The sequence below is a fragment of the Agromyces sp. GXS1127 genome, from assembly GCF_050565425.1.
Lineage (GTDB): Bacteria > Actinomycetota > Actinomycetes > Actinomycetales > Microbacteriaceae > Agromyces.
In genome coordinates this window covers 17,989-32,891 of record NZ_JBOCIG010000007.1, presented here as the reverse complement: position 1 = coordinate 32,891, position 14,903 = coordinate 17,989, and the positions used below count along the sequence as shown (strand labels likewise).

At 73.6% G+C, this 14,903-nt stretch carries 14 protein-coding genes and 1 pseudogene; 9 read left to right on the top strand and 6 right to left on the bottom strand.

The window, feature by feature from the left end; genetic code table 11:
• Positions 1–60 precede the first annotated feature (60 nt).
• The 3 genes from ACQ393_RS13375 (at position 61) to ACQ393_RS13365 (ending at position 2,237) form a co-directional block, all read left to right on the top strand.
• Positions 61–678 carry a hypothetical protein gene (locus ACQ393_RS13375; RefSeq protein WP_430647350.1) on the top strand — a complete coding sequence of 206 codons (618 nt, stop codon included), beginning with the start codon at positions 61–63 and terminating at the stop codon, positions 676–678.
• A 102-nt stretch (positions 679–780) separates the two neighbouring features.
• Positions 781–1,512 (top strand): YcnI family protein, encoded by a 732-nt coding sequence (locus tag ACQ393_RS13370; protein ID WP_430647349.1) that lies wholly within the window; start codon positions 781–783, stop codon positions 1,510–1,512.
• 5 nt (positions 1,513–1,517) lie between these two features.
• Complete coding sequence (locus ACQ393_RS13365) at positions 1,518–2,237, top strand: copper resistance CopC family protein (RefSeq protein WP_430647348.1); 720 nt, start codon at positions 1,518–1,520, stop codon at positions 2,235–2,237.
• A gap of 34 nt (positions 2,238–2,271) precedes the next feature.
• Here the strand turns inward: ACQ393_RS13365 and ACQ393_RS13360 are convergent, their stop codons facing one another.
• Positions 2,272–2,970, bottom strand: coding sequence for an SDR family NAD(P)-dependent oxidoreductase (locus ACQ393_RS13360; RefSeq protein WP_430647347.1), 699 nt, complete (start codon positions 2,968–2,970; stop codon positions 2,272–2,274).
• 291 nt (positions 2,971–3,261) lie between these two features.
• On the opposite strand from ACQ393_RS13360, the gene recQ reads away from it, so the two are divergent.
• From recQ to ACQ393_RS13345, 3 genes are all read left to right on the top strand, one after another.
• Entirely contained in the window at positions 3,262–5,133 is a 1,872-nt protein-coding gene (gene recQ, locus ACQ393_RS13355; protein WP_430647589.1) for a DNA helicase RecQ, read from the top strand.
• Positions 5,134–5,306: 173 nt separating this feature from the next.
• The gene (locus ACQ393_RS13350) at positions 5,307–5,711 is read left to right on the top strand and encodes a hypothetical protein (RefSeq protein ID WP_430647346.1); all 405 of its coding nucleotides are present in this window, start codon (positions 5,307–5,309) and stop codon (positions 5,709–5,711) included.
• Between the two features lie 173 nt (positions 5,712–5,884).
• Positions 5,885–8,011 carry an acyl-CoA dehydrogenase gene (locus ACQ393_RS13345; protein ID WP_430647345.1) on the top strand — a complete coding sequence of 709 codons (2,127 nt, stop codon included), beginning with the start codon at positions 5,885–5,887 and terminating at the stop codon, positions 8,009–8,011.
• A 61-nt stretch (positions 8,012–8,072) separates the two neighbouring features.
• Here ACQ393_RS13345 and ACQ393_RS13340 read toward each other — a convergent pair whose 3' ends face one another.
• The 3 genes from ACQ393_RS13340 to ACQ393_RS13330 form a co-directional block, all read right to left on the bottom strand.
• Entirely contained in the window at positions 8,073–8,279 is a 207-nt protein-coding gene (locus ACQ393_RS13340; protein ID WP_430647343.1) for an HPP family protein, read from the bottom strand.
• 111 nt (positions 8,280–8,390) lie between these two features.
• The gene (locus tag ACQ393_RS13335; RefSeq protein ID WP_430647342.1) at positions 8,391–9,404 is read right to left on the bottom strand and encodes a malate dehydrogenase; all 1,014 of its coding nucleotides are present in this window, start codon (positions 9,402–9,404) and stop codon (positions 8,391–8,393) included.
• Positions 9,405–9,428: 24 nt separating this feature from the next.
• Positions 9,429–9,923, bottom strand: a complete 495-nt coding sequence (locus ACQ393_RS13330) for a DUF427 domain-containing protein (RefSeq protein WP_430647341.1) — start codon at positions 9,921–9,923, stop codon at positions 9,429–9,431.
• Between the two features lie 120 nt (positions 9,924–10,043).
• On the opposite strand from ACQ393_RS13330, the pseudogene pip reads away from it, so the two are divergent.
• Together pip and ypfJ are read left to right on the top strand one after the other, a co-directional pair.
• Positions 10,044–11,000 (top strand): annotated as a pseudogene (gene pip / locus ACQ393_RS13325) (prolyl aminopeptidase); the annotation flags it as partial.
• 339 nt (positions 11,001–11,339) lie between these two features.
• Positions 11,340–12,218, top strand: coding sequence for a KPN_02809 family neutral zinc metallopeptidase (gene ypfJ / locus ACQ393_RS13320; protein ID WP_430647340.1), 879 nt, complete (start codon positions 11,340–11,342; stop codon positions 12,216–12,218).
• Here ypfJ and ACQ393_RS13315 read toward each other — a convergent pair.
• Positions 12,161–13,183 carry a DMT family transporter gene (locus tag ACQ393_RS13315; RefSeq protein ID WP_430647587.1) on the bottom strand — a complete coding sequence of 341 codons (1,023 nt, stop codon included), beginning with the start codon at positions 13,181–13,183 and terminating at the stop codon, positions 12,161–12,163. The two genes, ypfJ and ACQ393_RS13315, sit on opposite strands and share 58 nt — an antisense overlap.
• A gap of 231 nt (positions 13,184–13,414) precedes the next feature.
• Here ACQ393_RS13315 and ACQ393_RS13310 point away from each other — a divergent pair, with 231 nt between their 5' ends.
• Positions 13,415–14,458, top strand: coding sequence for a zinc-dependent alcohol dehydrogenase family protein (locus ACQ393_RS13310; protein ID WP_430647339.1), 1,044 nt, complete (start codon positions 13,415–13,417; stop codon positions 14,456–14,458).
• Between the two features lie 46 nt (positions 14,459–14,504).
• Here the strand turns inward: ACQ393_RS13310 and ACQ393_RS13305 are convergent, their stop codons facing one another.
• On the bottom strand, positions 14,505–14,900 hold the full coding sequence (locus ACQ393_RS13305; RefSeq protein WP_430647338.1) for an ATP-dependent DNA ligase: 396 nt from the start codon (positions 14,898–14,900) through the stop codon (positions 14,505–14,507).
• Positions 14,901–14,903 lie beyond the last annotated feature (3 nt).

Here is a 14,903-nt window from a genome sequence, read left to right as displayed (position 1 = left end):
CGGCCCCGGGCATCGCGCCCGGGGCCGTTCCCGTTCCCGCGCGGCGGTTAGGCTGGTCGGGTGACTTCCCGGGGTGCACGCGCGGCGCGCGGCGCGGCCATCGCCGCGTTCGCGGTGCTCGCCGCATCCCTCGCGCACACGGTCGGCGGCGGCACGCCGCCCGCGCCGGTGGCGCTGGCGCTCGCGTTCGCGCTCTCCGTCCCGGTCGCGATGCTCATCGTCGGCGGGCGGATGCCGCTGCTTCGCGCCTCGATCGCGGCGCTCGTCGCGCAGGCCGCCCTGCACCTGCTCTACTCGGTCGGCGCGGCCGGACCCGCCGGCGTCGCGGCATCCGTCGACGCCCACGCGCTGCACGCCGGCGGAACCATCCCGCTCGACGCCTTCGTCGCCGTCGACCACGGCCACGCGGCGATGCCGGTCGCGCACGCTGCCGCCGCCGTCCTCACCGTCGCGTTCCTCGCGGTCCTCGGCCGGTCCGCTGCCGCCGTCGCCGCCGTCGGCGGCGCGCTCACCCGTGGTGTCCGCCTGCTCGTCGCGGTCCTCGCCGGCGTGCTCGCCCCGGTCGTGCGCGAGCTGCACGCGACCGTCACCCGGCGCGACGGCCCGCGCGCACTCGGCATCCTGCTCCTCTCCTCCCTCCGGCACCGGGGTCCGCCCACGGCACACGCGGCCGCCTGAGCGGTCACGACCCCGAATCCGTTCGCGCCGACGCGCCGAACCACCTGTCGACGAACACGGCAGCGCGTCCGCGCACCCCCCTCTTGGAGAAGAAGAACACCGATGCGATCCATCACCCGCACCACCGCCGCCGCCGCGACCGCCCTCGGCGCCGGCACCCTGCTCGCCCTCGCCGCGCCCGTCGCGGCGCAGGCCCATGTCAACGTCACGCCGAGCTCGACCGAGGCCGGCTCGTACGCCGTCCTCGAGTTCGCCTCCGGCCACGGATGCGACGGCTCGCCGACCACGTCGTACACCGTCGAGATCCCCGAGTCGATCCTCTCGGTGACGCCCACCCTCAAGTCCGGCTGGGCCGTCGAGAAGGTCATGGTCGAGCTCGACGAGCCAGTCGAGGGTGCGCACGGCGACGTCGTGGCCGAACGCGTCGGCCAGGTCGTGTACACGGCCGAGACGCCGCAGCCCGACGGCTACCGCGAGACCTTCCAGGTCCAGGTCCTCCTGCCGGAGGATGCCGCGGGCGAGCGCCTCGAGTTCCCGGTGCTGCAGTCCTGCGTCGAGGGTGAGAACGACTGGAGCGAGTCGGCCGCCGACGGTGCCGAGCCGGAGATGCCGGCCCCGGCGATCGAGGTCACCGAGACGACGGGCGACGCGCACGGGCACGCCGAGGCCGAGGAGTCGACCGACGAGCACGCCGAGACGCACGAGGCCGAGGAGACCGCGGCGACGGAGGGCTCGGTCGACGTGGTCGGCCGGGTGCTCGGCATCACGGGACTCGCGGTCGGCGCGGCCGGCCTGACGGTCGCGATCCTCGCCCGTCGCGGGAAGAAGGCCTGACGACCATGTCGCGACGGAGCATTCCGCTCGCTGCGGCCGGGGCGGCGCTCGCCGCCCTGACCGCCGTCGCCGGACCGGCCCTGCCCGCATCCGCGCACAACACCGTGGTCGCGATCTCGCCCGACGGTGAGACCACGGTCACGGAGCAGCCCGGCGTCGTCTGGCTCGAGACGAACGATGCGCTGCTCGATGCCGAGGGGGCGGCGGCGATGGACGTCGTCGGCCCGGACGGCCTGCACTACGCGACGGAGTGCGCGTCGATCGACGGCCCCGTCGCGAGTGTCGCGGCCGAACTCGGCGAGCCGGGCGAGTACACCGTCGTGTGGCGCGTCGTCTCGGCGGACGGGCACCCGATCTCGGGCGACTTCGAGTTCGACTGGGAGCCCGCCGACGAGGAGACCCTGGCCGCGGGGGCAGACGAGTCGCCGTGCGCCGACGTCGCGGGTACGAGCGCCGACGCCGACGCGGCCGACGGGACCACGGGCGAGGACGCGTCCGCGTCCGGTGGCGCAGCGCAGGACCTGGTCTGGATCGGCGCCGGCGTGCTGGCGGTGGTCGTGGCCGCCGCGGTCGCGTTCCTGTTCGTCCGCCGCTCACCGCGCGGCGCCGACGACGACACGGCCGCTCCCGGCGGCACGGCCGTTCACGACGGCTCCGCGGAGCCCGACGATACGGCCGCTCCCGGCGGCACCGACGCTCAGGACGGGCCGGCACCCGGTCGTTGACGCGCGCTGCCGCTCGGCGCGACTCCGGGCCGCCTCAGGCTCCGGTGAACGCGTCGGGCGGCAGCGCGGTCGCGCCCTCCTCGATCGCCCGCACGAGTCGATCGGCGACCGCCTCGGGGTCGTGCCCGCGCGGGAATCTCGGCGCCGTGCCGAACAGCGGGCGCTCCGCGAGTCCCGTCTCGGTATGTCCGGGCCTCGCGTCGACGAGGCGGATGCCGCTGCGCCGGAGTTCCCGTCCGGCCGCCGCAACGTACGCCGCGAGCGCGGCCTTCGAGGCCGAGTAGCTCGCGAGACCGGCCGTCGGCAGCTCCGAGACGATCCCCGAGATGGTGAGCACCACGGGCTCGTTCCCCGCTGCGGCGGACTCCTGCAGCTTCGGAAGCGCTGACGAGATGATGCGCATCGGCGCGAGGGCGTTGACGGTGAACAGGGTCTCGAGGTCCTGCGCGGCGGTTTCCGCGACACCGTCGAACCCGACGACGCCGGCGGCCATGACGATCGCATCGAGGCCCCCGAGCGCGTCGACCGCTCGGTCGACGATCGCCTCCGGAGCGTCGGCATCCGTGAGGTCCACCGCGACGACGGCGTCGCCGGCCGAATCGTCGAGCTTCGCCGCATCCCGGCCGTGCCTGACGAGTCGGGCACCGCGGTCGGCGAGGCGCTGGGCGATCAGCGTTCCGAGCGCGCCGCTGGCCCCGACGACGAGGATGCGCGCCTGTTCGATGCGGGTCATGTCGCGAGCCTAGGTCGCACGCGCTCGAGCGAGCCGGGTTCACAGGGGACTCGCACCGCGACCCGTCCTCCCCGGCATCCGTTCGTCGTGGGGAGTTCCACGCCGGTGGGGCCTGTCGGAACCGCCGGGTAGGGTCGTCGGGTGACCTGGAGCGAGCCCGCCGATTCCGTCGACGCACCCCCGTGGGCCGACGAGGTCCCGTGGGATCCCGACGAGCTCGCACCGCCCGACGACGAGTGGGCGCCGCCGCCCCCCGCCGATCGGGCGAACCTCTCCGCCGAGGGCGAGCGGATGCCACGGGCCGCCGCGCCGGCAGCGGCACCCGCCCGGTTCGACTCGGCGCTCGACGCGCTCCGCACCGTCTACGGCTACGACGCGTTCCGGGGTGAGCAGGCCGCCGTCATCGACCACGTCGCATCGGGCGGCGACGCCGTCGTGCTCATGCCCACGGGCGGCGGCAAGAGCCTCTGCTACCAGGTGCCGGCCCTCCTCCGCGAGGGCACCGGCGTGGTGGTCTCGCCGCTCATCGCGCTCATGCACGACCAGGTCGACGCGCTCGTGCGCAACGGCGTCCGGGCGGGGTACCTCAACTCGTCCCAGTCGCCGGCCGAGCGGGCGACGGTCGAGCGCGCCTACCTCGCGGGCGAGCTCGACCTGCTCTACGTCGCCCCCGAGCGGCTCGGCTCCGAGCAGACGAAGCGCTTCCTCGAGCGCGGCACGATCGCGCTCTTCGCGATCGACGAGGCGCACTGCGTCGCCCAGTGGGGGCACGACTTCCGGCCCGACTACCTCGCGCTCGCGGAGCTCGCCGAACGGTGGCCCGACGTGCCGCGCATCGCGCTCACCGCCACCGCGACCGAGGCCACGCACCGCGAGATCACCGAGCGGCTCTCGCTCGGCGCGGCCCGGCACTTCGTCTCGAGCTTCGACCGGCCCAACATCCAGTACCGCATCGCGCCGAAGCTCGACGTGCGCCGCCAGCTGCTCGACTTCGTGCGGACCGAGGGCCGCGACGCCGAGGGCAACGCGGTCGCGGGCATCGTCTACGCACTGTCAAGGGCGAGCACCGAGAAGTTCGCGTCGTTCCTCGCCGCCAACGGCGTCGACGCGATGCCGTACCACGCGGGCCTCGACGCCGCGACCCGCCGCCGCACGCAGGAGCGGTTCCTCCGCGAGGAAGGCGTGGTCGTCGTCGCGACGATCGCGTTCGGCATGGGCATCGACAAGCCCGACGTGCGCTTCGTCGCCCACGTCGACCTGCCGAAGTCGGTCGAGGGCTACTACCAGGAGACGGGTCGCGCGGGCCGCGACGGCCTGCCGTCGACGACCTGGCTCGCCTACGGCCTGCAGGACGTGGTGCAGCAGCGCCGGATGATCGACGAGAGCCCTGGCGACCTCGCGCACCGACGCCGACTCGCAGCGCACCTCGACGCCATGCTGGCGCTCTGCGAGACCGTGCAGTGCCGCCGCCAGAACCTGCTCGCCTACTTCGGCGAGCAGAGCGCGCCCTGCGGCAACTGCGACACGTGCCTCGAGCCGCCCGCCTCGTGGGACGGCACGGTCGCGTCGCAGAAGCTCATGTCGACGATCGTCCGACTCCAGCGCGAGCGCGGCCAGCGTTTCGGCGCCGGGCACCTGGTCGACATCCTGCGCGGCAAGCGCACGGCCCGCGTCGAGCAGTACGGCCACGACGCGCTCGCCACGTGGTCCATCGGCGCCGACCTGTCCGAGGCGCAATGGCGCGGCGTCGTCCGCCAGCTGCTCGCGCAGGGCCTCCTCCAGTCGGTCGGCGAGTACGGCGTGCTGACCTTGACGGATGCCTCGGCGGCCGTGCTCTCGGGCGAGCGCGAGGTCGCCTTCCGCACCGAACCGGAGCGACCGACGCGGTCCTCGCGAACGAGTCGTGCCGCGGCGCCCGCCGCCGCCGACCTCGAGCCGCGCGACGCCGAGCTGTTCGAGGCGCTGCGCGCCTGGCGCGCGGGCGAGGCGCGCGAGCAGGGCGTCCCGGCCTACATCGTGTTCGGCGACGCCACGCTGCGCGCCGTGGCGGTGCGCCGGCCCTCCGGCGTCGCCGAGCTCGACGGCATCTCGGGCATCGGCGCGAAGAAGCTCGACGCCTACGGCGAGGCGCTCGTGCGCGTCGTCGCCGAGCACGCCGGCTGAGCCCCCCCCCCGGCGCTCCGCGTCGCGTCGTGCTCGGGTCCACGCGCGCAGCGCGCGCCGCGACATCCGCTCGATTCGCGGCACGGGGCGTCGGTCACTCGCGTTCGCGCGCCCGTCGTCGCTAGCATCGGCCCAGGAGTCGCCATCGCGGCGGCACGGATTCGGGGGTAGCAATGTCGACCGCACAGGGCAGCCGGCCCACCACGATCACGATCATCGGCGTCCTCGCGTTCCTCGCGGGCGCGATCGACATGATCTCCGGCGTGATCCTCTTCTTCCTCCTGCCGAACCAGGAGGTGGTGGACGGCTTCGGCGGCACCGGGCCGCTGATCACGGCGGCGATCGGCTCGATCGTGGTCGGCCTCATCACCGCGGTGCTCGCCGGCGGCCTGCTGCGCGGCAGCCAGCCGGCGCGACTGATCGTGACGGTGCTCCAGGTGCTCTCGCTCATCGGTTCGCTGTTCATGGCCGTCGCCTACCTCGGCTTCCCGGTCGGCGAGTGGATCGGCCTGGCGGTCTCGGCGATCGTCCTCATCCTGCTGTGGACCCCGAAGGCGAGCGCGTTCTTCACGCGCTGACCGGAGTTGTCGATGATCCAAGGGCGACTGGCTCTCGGTTTGTAGGGTTCTGCAATCGTCCTCGGATGCCGTGAAGCGGCGTTTGTAGGCGACGGACGCAGATCCGACGCCGTCCGGCGGCCCGCCGTACCGTGAGACGAAGCCCAAACCCGCGTACGAAGGACGAACCGACGATGGTCGACACGGCATCCCGAACCGACGCCACTCCTGCGCCCGAGACGGAGCGCCCCGCCACGCCCGAGCGTGCCGCGGCCGCCACTCCCGCGAACACCCCGATCGACGCGAGCGCGGCTCCGGTCGTCGACGTCGACGCGCTCGCCCGGCAGCTGCTCGGCACGTGGCCCGACGCTCGGCTCGCCGCGCGCGAGCGGGCGGCACAGCCCGAGTTCCAGCGCATCGACGGCCAGACCATGGCCGAACACCGCGAGCGCGTCCTCGGCCAGCTGAAGCTCCTCGTCGAGTCGGGCGCCGTGCACAAGGCGTTCCCCAAGGCCCTCGGCGGCGAGGACGACCACGGCGGCAACATCGCCGCCTTCGAGGAACTCGTCCTGGCCGACCCGAGCCTCCAGATCAAGTCGGGCGTGCAGTGGGGGCTCTTCGGCTCCGCGGTGCTGCATCTCGGCACCGAGAAGCACCACGTGAAGTACCTTCCGGGCATCATGAGCCTCGAGGTCCCCGGCGCCTTCGCGATGACCGAGACCGGCCACGGCTCCGATGTCGCCGCGATCGGCACGACCGCGACGTACGACCCCGAGACCGAGGAGTTCGTCCTGAACACGCCGTTCCGCGGCGCGTGGAAGGACTACCTCGGCAATGCCGCACTGCACGGCATCGCTGCGGTGGTCTTCGCCCAGCTGATCACGAAGGGCGTCAACCACGGCGTGCACGCCTTCTACGTGCCGCTGCGCGACGAGACCGGCGCGTTCCTGCCCGGCATCGGCGGCGAGGACGACGGACTCAAGGGCGGGCTCAACGGCATCGACAACGGGCGGCTGCACTTCACCGACGTGCGCGTGCCGCGCGAGGACCTGCTGAACCGCTACGGCGACGTCGCGGCCGACGGCACGTACACCAGCCCGATCCCGAGCCCCGGCCGACGGTTCTTCACCATGCTGGGCACGCTCGTGCAGGGCCGCGTCTCGCTCGACGGCGCCGCGACCATCGCGAGCGCCATGGGCCTCGCGATCGCGATCACCTACGGCACGCAGCGCCGCCAGTTCAACGCCGGGAGCGACACCGACGAGGAGGTGCTGCTCGACTACCAGCGCCACCAGCGGCGCCTGATCCCGAAGCTCGCCACGACCTACGCGCAGGTCTTCGCGCACGACGAGTTCCTCGTGAAGTTCGACGCGGTGTTCTCGGGCGAGGCCGACACCGACGACGACCGCCAGGACCTCGAGACGATCGCCGCCGCACTCAAGCCGCTGTCCACGTGGCACGCCCTCGAGACCCTCCAGGAGGCGCGCGAGGCGTGCGGCGGCGCGGGCTTCCTCGCCGAGAACCGCCTCGTCGGGCTGCGCCAGGACCTCGACGTCTACGTCACGTTCGAGGGCGACAACAACGTCCTCCTGCAGCTGGTCGCCAAGCGCCTGCTCACCGACTTCTCGAAGCAGTTCGCGAAGGCCGACGCCGGTGCCATGGCCCGCTACGTCGTCGCGCAGGCCGCGGACCGCGCCTACCACGGCACGGGCCTGCGGCGCCTCGCCCAGACCGTCGCCGACTTCGGATCGACCGCGCGTTCGGTGCACGAGCTCCGCGACGAGGAGACGCAGCGGGAGCTGCTCACCGACCGCGTCGAGACGATGATCAGCGAGATCGCCGGTCGCCTCCGCGACGCCCGCAAGCTCTCGAAGGCCGAGCAGGCGGCGCTGTTCAACCGCAACCAGAACGAGCTCATCGAGGCCGCCCGCGCCCACGCCGAACTGCTCCAGTGGGAGGCGTTCACGCGCGGCATCGCGCGCGCCGAGGACCCGGGCACGAAGCAGGTGCTCACCTGGCTCCGCGACCTGTTCGGCCTGGGCCTCCTCGAGCAGCACCTCTCCTGGTACCTCATCCACGGTCGCCTCTCGCCGCAGCGCGCGCAGGCCGTGTCGGCCTACATCGACCGGCTCGTCGAGCGCCTCCGCCCGTACGCGCTCGACCTCGTCGACGCCTTCGGCTTCAGGCCCGAGCACCTGCGGGCCTCGATCGCATCGGGCGCCGAGCAGGAGCGCCAGGACGAGGCACGGGCCCACTACGCGGCGCAGCGCGCCGCCGGCACCATGCCCACGCCCGAGAAGTCGGAGAAGGGCAAGCGGTAGCGGATGCCGCGTGAGGCGGGTCGGGCGCGAAGCGCCCGGCCCGCCGCCGCGTGCGGCGGCGTCAGCGTCGCGGCGTGCGCGGCGAGGCGTCGTCGTCGCCGGGCGGCTTCATGATCGCGCCGGCCGCGAGCCCGACGGCGAGTCCCGCGGCGAGCCACAGCCAGAACCCGGTCCAGAGGCTCACGACGAGTCCGATGATGAGCCCCACGACGAGCCCGACGACCAGCTGACGTCGGCGTGCGGGGGAGAGCGGTTCGCGTGCGGGCATGCTGCCAGCGTAGGCCGTGCCGCCGGGTCCGCTCCGCCCGCTGCGCCGGCGGCGGTCGGCAGGCCGGGCGATGACGGATGCCGGCGCGGCGAGCCGCGGCATCCGTCTGCGTCAGATCAGGCCGAGCGAGCGCACCGCTTCGCGTTCGTCGACGAGCTCCGCAACCGAGGCGTCGATGCGCTCGCGCGCGAACTCGTCCACCCCGAGGCCCTCGACGACACGCCACGCGCCGTCTTCGGCGACGACGGGGAACGACGAGATCACGCCATCGGCGACGCCGTACTCGCCGTTCGACCAGATCGCCGCGCTCGTGCGTCCGCGATCGCCCGTGCCCAGCATCCAGTCGCGCAGGTGGTCGATCGTCGCAGACGCCGCCGACGCGACCGACGACGAGCCGCGCACCTCGATGATCTCGGCGCCGCGCTTGGCCACGCGCGGGATGAACTGGTCGGCCAGCCACTCGTGCGTCGCATCCGTGCCGCCGAGCCGGGCGGCCAGCAGGGCGGGCACGGGGTCGCCGTCGGCGGTCGCGTGCGAGACGTCCGGGAACTGGGTCGCCGAGTGGTTGCCCCAGATCGTCACCCCGCGGATGCCGCCGACCGGGGTGTCCAGGGCGGCGGCCAGTTGACCGAGCGCCCGGTTGTGGTCGAGGCGCGTGAGCGCGGTGAAGCGGTCGTTCGGCACGTCGGGGGCGTGCGAGGCGGCGATGAGCGCGTTGGTGTTGGCGGGGTTGCCGACCACGACGACGCGCACGTCGTCGGCCGCATGGTCGTTGATCGCCCGCCCCTGCGGCCCGAAGATGCCGCCGTTGGCCTCGAGCAGGTCGCCGCGCTCCATTCCCGCGGTGCGCGGCCGGGCGCCGACGAGCATGGCCGCGTTCGCGCCGTCGAACGCGACGGCCGGGTCCGCGGTCACCTCCACGTGCGAGAGGAGCGGGAACGCGGAGTCCTGGAGCTCGAGCGCCGCGCCCTCGGCGGCCCGCAGGCCCTGCGGGATCTCGAGCAGGTTCAGGCGCACGGCGGTGTCGGGCCCGAGCAGGGCGCCCGAGGCGATGCGGAAGAGCAGCGCGTAGCCGATCTGCCCCCCGGCGCCGGTGATCGTGATCGTGACCGGTCTGCGGCTCATGGTTCCGAGCCTACGCCGTGACGGTCACCACCCCATCGAACCGGGACCGCCCTTGAACGGGCCCGCCACGCCGGCGGTGATCCAGCCGCCGTAGAAGCCGCCCGGCTGCGGGAGAACCCGCTCCCCGTCGACCGTGCAGGCGTCCATCGGCGCCGCGTACACGGCGACGCGATCGCGCAGCGCCTCGAACCCCGGCGACGGCGTCGGGTAGTTCCACGCCGCCCGATCGGCCGTGCGTTCGCCCCCGACGACGTCGAAGTACCTCGCCGCGCCCTTGAACTCGCAGAACGACGCGCCCGCCGCAGGCACCAGCGCACCCGGCGCGAACGCGTCGACCGGCAGGTAGTAGACGGGCGGATGGCTCGTCTCGAGGACGCGCACGACGTCGCGGGTGTCGACGACGCGTTCGCCGCCGAGGTCGATCGTGACGCGCACGTCGAGGCGCTCCGCCCGTGGCGGCCTGGGGTAGTCCCACACGGACTCCTGGCCGGGACGGACCGGATCGGGGATGGGGCGCATGACCGCACCGTAGGCGGCGCCGCTGGGAGGGCGCCGACACCGACGAGCGCGGATGCCGCGGCGGCGCGCCGTCGGCGTGCCATCCGGTCGTCCACTACCGTGAGCGGACAAGGGGGAACGATGAGGGAACTGTATCCGGAGATCGAGCCGCTCGAGACGGGGATGCTCGACGTCGGCGACGGCCAGCACATCTACTGGGAGGTCTCGGGCAACCGCGAGGGCAAGCCGGTGGTGTTCCTCCACGGCGGCCCCGGCGGGGGGACGAATCCCGCGCATCGCCGGCTGTTCGACCCGGCGCGATACCGCATCGTGCTCTTCGACCAGCGCGGGTGCGGGCTGTCGATCCCGCACGCCTCGGAGCCCGGCGCGGTCCTCTCGGCCAACACGACCTGGCATCTCATCGCCGACCTGGAGCGCCTGCGCGCGCACCTCGGCATCGACCGGTGGCAGGTGCTCGGCGGATCGTGGGGCAGCGCGCTCGCCCTCGCCTACGCCGAGACGCACCCGGAGCGCGTCACGGAGCTCGTGCTGCGCGGGATCTTCACCCTGCGCCGGCAGGAGCTCGACTGGTTCTACGAGGGCGGCGCGTCTGCGATCTTCCCCGACCTCTGGGAGGAATTCCTCGAGCCCGTCCCGATCGGCGAGCGCGTGCACCTCATCGAGGCGTACCACCGGCTGCTCACGGACCCCGACCCGGCCGTGCACCAGCCCGCCGCGATCGCGTGGTCGCGGTGGGAGTCGTCGACCATCACGCTGCTGCCGCAGGCCGACACCATCGCACGGTTCACCTCGCCCGAGTACGCGACGGCGTTCGCGCGCATCGAGAACCACTACTTCCGGCACGGCGGATGGTGGGAGGAGGGGCAGCTCATCCGGGATGCGCACCGGCTGCGCGGCATCCCTGCCGTGATCATCCAGGGGCGGTACGACATGTGCACGCCCGTGATGACCGCATGGGACCTGCACCGGGCCTGGCCCGAGGCCGAGTTCCGGATCATCGACGATGCGGGCCACGCGTTCGACGAGCCGGGGATCCTGGACGCCCTCATCGCCGCGACCGATCGGTTCGCCGGCCGCGAGGACGAGGCGACCGAGCGCCGGGAGCTCGAGGGTCCCGGCGACGAGGACGAGGTCGGTGTCGAGCCCGACGACGCCGAGGATGACGACGGCGCAGCCGACGCTGACGACGACGACGAAGGCGACGACGACGAGGACGACGAAGAGGACGACGACGAGGACGACGACGACTCCGACGAAGAGGACGACGACGAGGACGACGAAGAGGACGACGACGACTCCGACGAAGAGGACGACGACGAGGACGACGACGACGCGCCTCGGCCGTCGAGCGTAGCCTCCGGCGACGCCGAGCGGAAGGCCGGGCCCGACGGCGACGACGAGCGGTAGTTTCGTGCCATGACGTTCAATCCGAAGGCGGACATCGGCGGCGGAAAGACCTCGCGCCGCGGGCGCAACACCGGGATCGCCGTCGGCGGCGGCCTGGGCGTCCTCGCGATCGTGCTGATCGGACAGTTCCTCGGCGTGGACCTGTCCGGCCTCGTGGGCGGCGGCACGGGCGGCGGCACGAGTGAGGATTCGGCCCTCGAGCAGTGCCAGACCGGTCAGGACGCGAACGAGCAGATCGACTGCCGCATGAAGGGCGCGGATGCCTCGCTCGACGCGTACTGGTCGGAGGCCTCGCCGAGCATCGGCGTCGACTACGTGCGCCCGCAGGGCTTCGTGCTCTTCAGCCAGGCGGTGTCCACCGGCTGCGGCAACGCCTCGTCGGCGACGGGGCCGTTCTACTGCCCGCCCGACCAGACGATCTACATCGACACGTCCTTCTACGACCAGCTCGAGCAGCGGTTCGGGGCGGAGGGCGGCCCGCTCGCGGAGATGTACGTCGTCGCGCACGAGTACGGCCACCACATCCAGAACATCGCGGGCGTGCTCGACTCCACCCGGGACGGGCAGACCGGGCCGACCTCGAACGCGGTGCGGGTCGAGTTGCAGGCGGACTGCTTCGCCGGAGCGTGGGCGGGCGCCGCCGCGACGACGGAGGATGCCAACGGCGAGACCTTCCTTCGGCCGATCAGCCGGGACGAGTACCAGCAGGCGATCGACGCGGCGGCCGCGGTCGGCGACGACCGCATCCAGGAGGCGACGCAGGGGCAGGTCACCCCGCACACGTTCTCGCACGGCACCAGCGAACAGCGCGTCCGCTGGTTCGCGACGGGTTACGAGGAGGGCGTCGGCGCCTGCAACACCTTCGAGGTCGCCGGCTCCGAGCTCTGAGCGATCGGGCCGTGCGTCGGTGACGCCGTCGCGAGGGCGCCGTCGCGCGGCATCCGTCGACTGCTCGCGAGGGCGAGGAGCACGATGCCCGACGCCAGGACCGCGAGCCCGACCACCGCGGTCGCCGGGAGGCGCTCCTGCAGGACGAGGACGCCCAGGAGCGTCGCGGTGAGCGGCTCGGCGAGGGTCAGGGTCGAGACGGTCGCGGGCGCGAGTCGCTTCAGGCCCGCGCCGAAGAGGAGGTAGGCGACGGTCGTCGTCACGAGTCCCAGCCAGAGGGCCATCGCGAGCCCCTCGGCGGTCGCGAGCCATGCGGTGTCGGTCGCGAGCAGGACGGGGAGGCTCGCGGCGGCGGCCACGCCGAACATCGCGCCCATGCTCGCCGACGACGCCCACCCGCGGTCGAGCAGGGACTTGCCCGCGAGCGTGTACACGGCGTACGACGCGCCCGCTCCGATCGACGCCGCGATGCCGAGCGGGTCGACGGCCGCGGGCCCCGTCCCGGTGGCCGAGGCGAGTACGGCGACCCCGACCGTCGCGAGCGCCGTGGCGACCATCCACGTCCGGCCGGGGAAGCGGCGCCGCACGGCCCAGTCGAGGAGGCCGGTGAGGACCGGTGCGGACCCGAGCGCGACGACCGTGCCGATCGCTACGCCGTTGGCGGCCGTGCCGGCGAAGAACGCGGGTTGGTAGGCGAGCACGCCCGCCGCGCCGATCAGGACGGCCGGCCAGGCGGGTCCGCGCGGCGCGCGGTCGACGGACGTCGGCGCGACGGATGTCCCGGTCGCATCGCGCCGACGTCCGGCGACGTGCATGTCGAGCGCCACCGCCGCGAGGGCGCCACCGCCGATCAGGATGCGCGCCGCGCCGACCGACAGCGGGTCGACCGCGGGGCCGAGCGCCTGCGCGGTGCCGGTCGTGCCGAAGCAGACGGCAGCCGCGAGCACGAGCAGCACGGAACGCATGGTCACGATTGTTCCACAATCCTGCCCCGAGGGGAATGCGGCATCAGGACCGATCCCCCGCCGACACCACCTCGCCGTCCGGCCCGCTATTCTCGGCCGCGCCCCCGCGCCCGATAGGATTCCGTGGGTCGCCTCGCCGCGGCATCCGTCAGTCATCGCCGAGGGGGGCGCGCGACCCGGCGCACGGTGCCCGCACCGCGGGCGGCCTGCCACCACCCCGGAGGAGGACCTGTGCGCGCCGTCATGTACCGCGGATTCGGCGAGGAGCCCGAGCTCGTCGACGTCGACCGGCCGGCCTGCCCGCCGCGCGGCGCCGTCGTCCGGGTGCGCGCGACCGGACTCTGCCGCAGCGACTGGCACGGGTGGATGGGCCACGACGGCGGCATCGCGCTGCCGCACGTGCCGGGCCACGAGTTCGCCGGCGAGATCGCCGAGCTCGGCTCCGAGGTGACGGATGCTGCGGGCTGGGCCGTCGGCGACCGCGTCACCGCGCCGTTCATCTGCGCGTGCGGCCGGTGCGCCGAGTGCCTCGCCGGCAACGAGCAGGTCTGCGACGCCCAGCGGCAGCCCGGCTTCACGCACTGGGGCTCGTTCGCCGAGTACGTCGTCGTCGACGAGGCCGAGCTCAACCTCATCCGCCTCCCCGACTCGCTCGGGTTCGTCGAGGCCGCGTCGCTCGGATGCCGCTTCGCGACCGCCTACCGGGCGATCATCAGCCGGGGTCGGCTGCACCCCGGCGAGCAGGTCGCGGTGCACGGATGCGGCGGGGTCGGCCTCTCCGCCATCATGATCGCCGTCGCGGCCGGCGTGCCGGTCTACGGAGTGGACGTCTCGGACGCCGCGCTCGCCGCAGCGGCCGAGCTCGGCGCGACCCCGATCCGCGGCGGCGAGGGTGCCGCCGACCGGGTCCGCGAGGCGAGCGGCGGCGGCGTCGACCTGTCGGTGGACGCGTTCGGCAGCCCCGAGACCTCGTTCGCGTCGGTCCGGAGCCTGAGGAAGCGCGGGCGGCACGTGCAGATCGGGCTCATGCTCGCCGGCGACGCCACCGCCGCGATGCCGATGGACGCCGTGATCGACGGCGAGCTCGAGATCCTCGGCAGCCACGGCATGGCCGCGCACGAGTACCCCGACATGCTCGGCGCGGTCGCCTCCGAGGCGTTCCGTCCGATCGAGCTCGTCGGGCGCACGATCTCCCTCGAGGCCGTGCCCGAGGCGCTCGCCGCGATGAGCCGGGCCGGGGGAGCGGGTTCGGGCATGACGGTCGTCGAGCTGTAGCGGCGTCGTTCCCGCTGCTCCAGGTCGGTCGGCTCGGATCGCCGGCTCAGGCGACGTCGGGAAGCCGGCGCGGGCGCGGCGCTCGTGCCGGCGCCGCCGGTGCCGGGGCCGGGAACGGCGCGGGCGGCGTCCGCCGGATCGGCGCCGCCTCAGGCACCTCGACCGGTTCGGGCACGATGACGAGCCCGTCACGCGAGGCTGCGGCATCCGCCAGCAGTTCGAGCCACGCCCGGTTCATCGCCGGTCGAGCTCGTTCCGCGTACCGGAACTCGAGGGCGACCGACGGGCCGAGCCAGAGACCGACCTCGTGTCCGTCGACGGTCGCCGTGAGGGCGAAGCGCTCCCGCCGTCGGAGCTTGCCGAGCACGACGACCTGGAGGTGCGCGAGCGTGCGGTCGTCCATGGGAACCGACAGGCGGCTGTCGTAGACGAGTGAACCCATCTC

Coding starts and splice junctions, on each gene's coding strand:
- ACQ393_RS13370 (WP_430647349.1), top strand. CDS start 781: ATGCGATCCATCACCCGCACCACCGCCGCCGCCGCGACCGCCCTCGGC.
- ACQ393_RS13365 (WP_430647348.1), top strand. CDS start 1,518: ATGTCGCGACGGAGCATTCCGCTCGCTGCGGCCGGGGCGGCGCTCGCC.
- ACQ393_RS13360 (WP_430647347.1), bottom strand. CDS start 2,970: ATGACCCGCATCGAACAGGCGCGCATCCTCGTCGTCGGGGCCAGCGGC.
- recQ (WP_430647589.1), top strand. CDS start 3,262: ATGCCACGGGCCGCCGCGCCGGCAGCGGCACCCGCCCGGTTCGACTCG.
- ACQ393_RS13350 (WP_430647346.1), top strand. CDS start 5,307: ATGTCGACCGCACAGGGCAGCCGGCCCACCACGATCACGATCATCGGC.
- ACQ393_RS13345 (WP_430647345.1), top strand. CDS start 5,885: ATGGTCGACACGGCATCCCGAACCGACGCCACTCCTGCGCCCGAGACG.
- ACQ393_RS13340 (WP_430647343.1), bottom strand. CDS start 8,279: ATGCCCGCACGCGAACCGCTCTCCCCCGCACGCCGACGTCAGCTGGTC.
- ACQ393_RS13335 (WP_430647342.1), bottom strand. CDS start 9,404: ATGAGCCGCAGACCGGTCACGATCACGATCACCGGCGCCGGGGGGCAG.
- ACQ393_RS13330 (WP_430647341.1), bottom strand. CDS start 9,923: ATGCGCCCCATCCCCGATCCGGTCCGTCCCGGCCAGGAGTCCGTGTGG.
- ypfJ (WP_430647340.1), top strand. CDS start 11,340: ATGACGTTCAATCCGAAGGCGGACATCGGCGGCGGAAAGACCTCGCGC.
- ACQ393_RS13315 (WP_430647587.1), bottom strand. CDS start 13,183: ATGCGTTCCGTGCTGCTCGTGCTCGCGGCTGCCGTCTGCTTCGGCACG.
- ACQ393_RS13305 (WP_430647338.1), bottom strand. CDS start 14,900: ATGGGTTCACTCGTCTACGACAGCCGCCTGTCGGTTCCCATGGACGAC.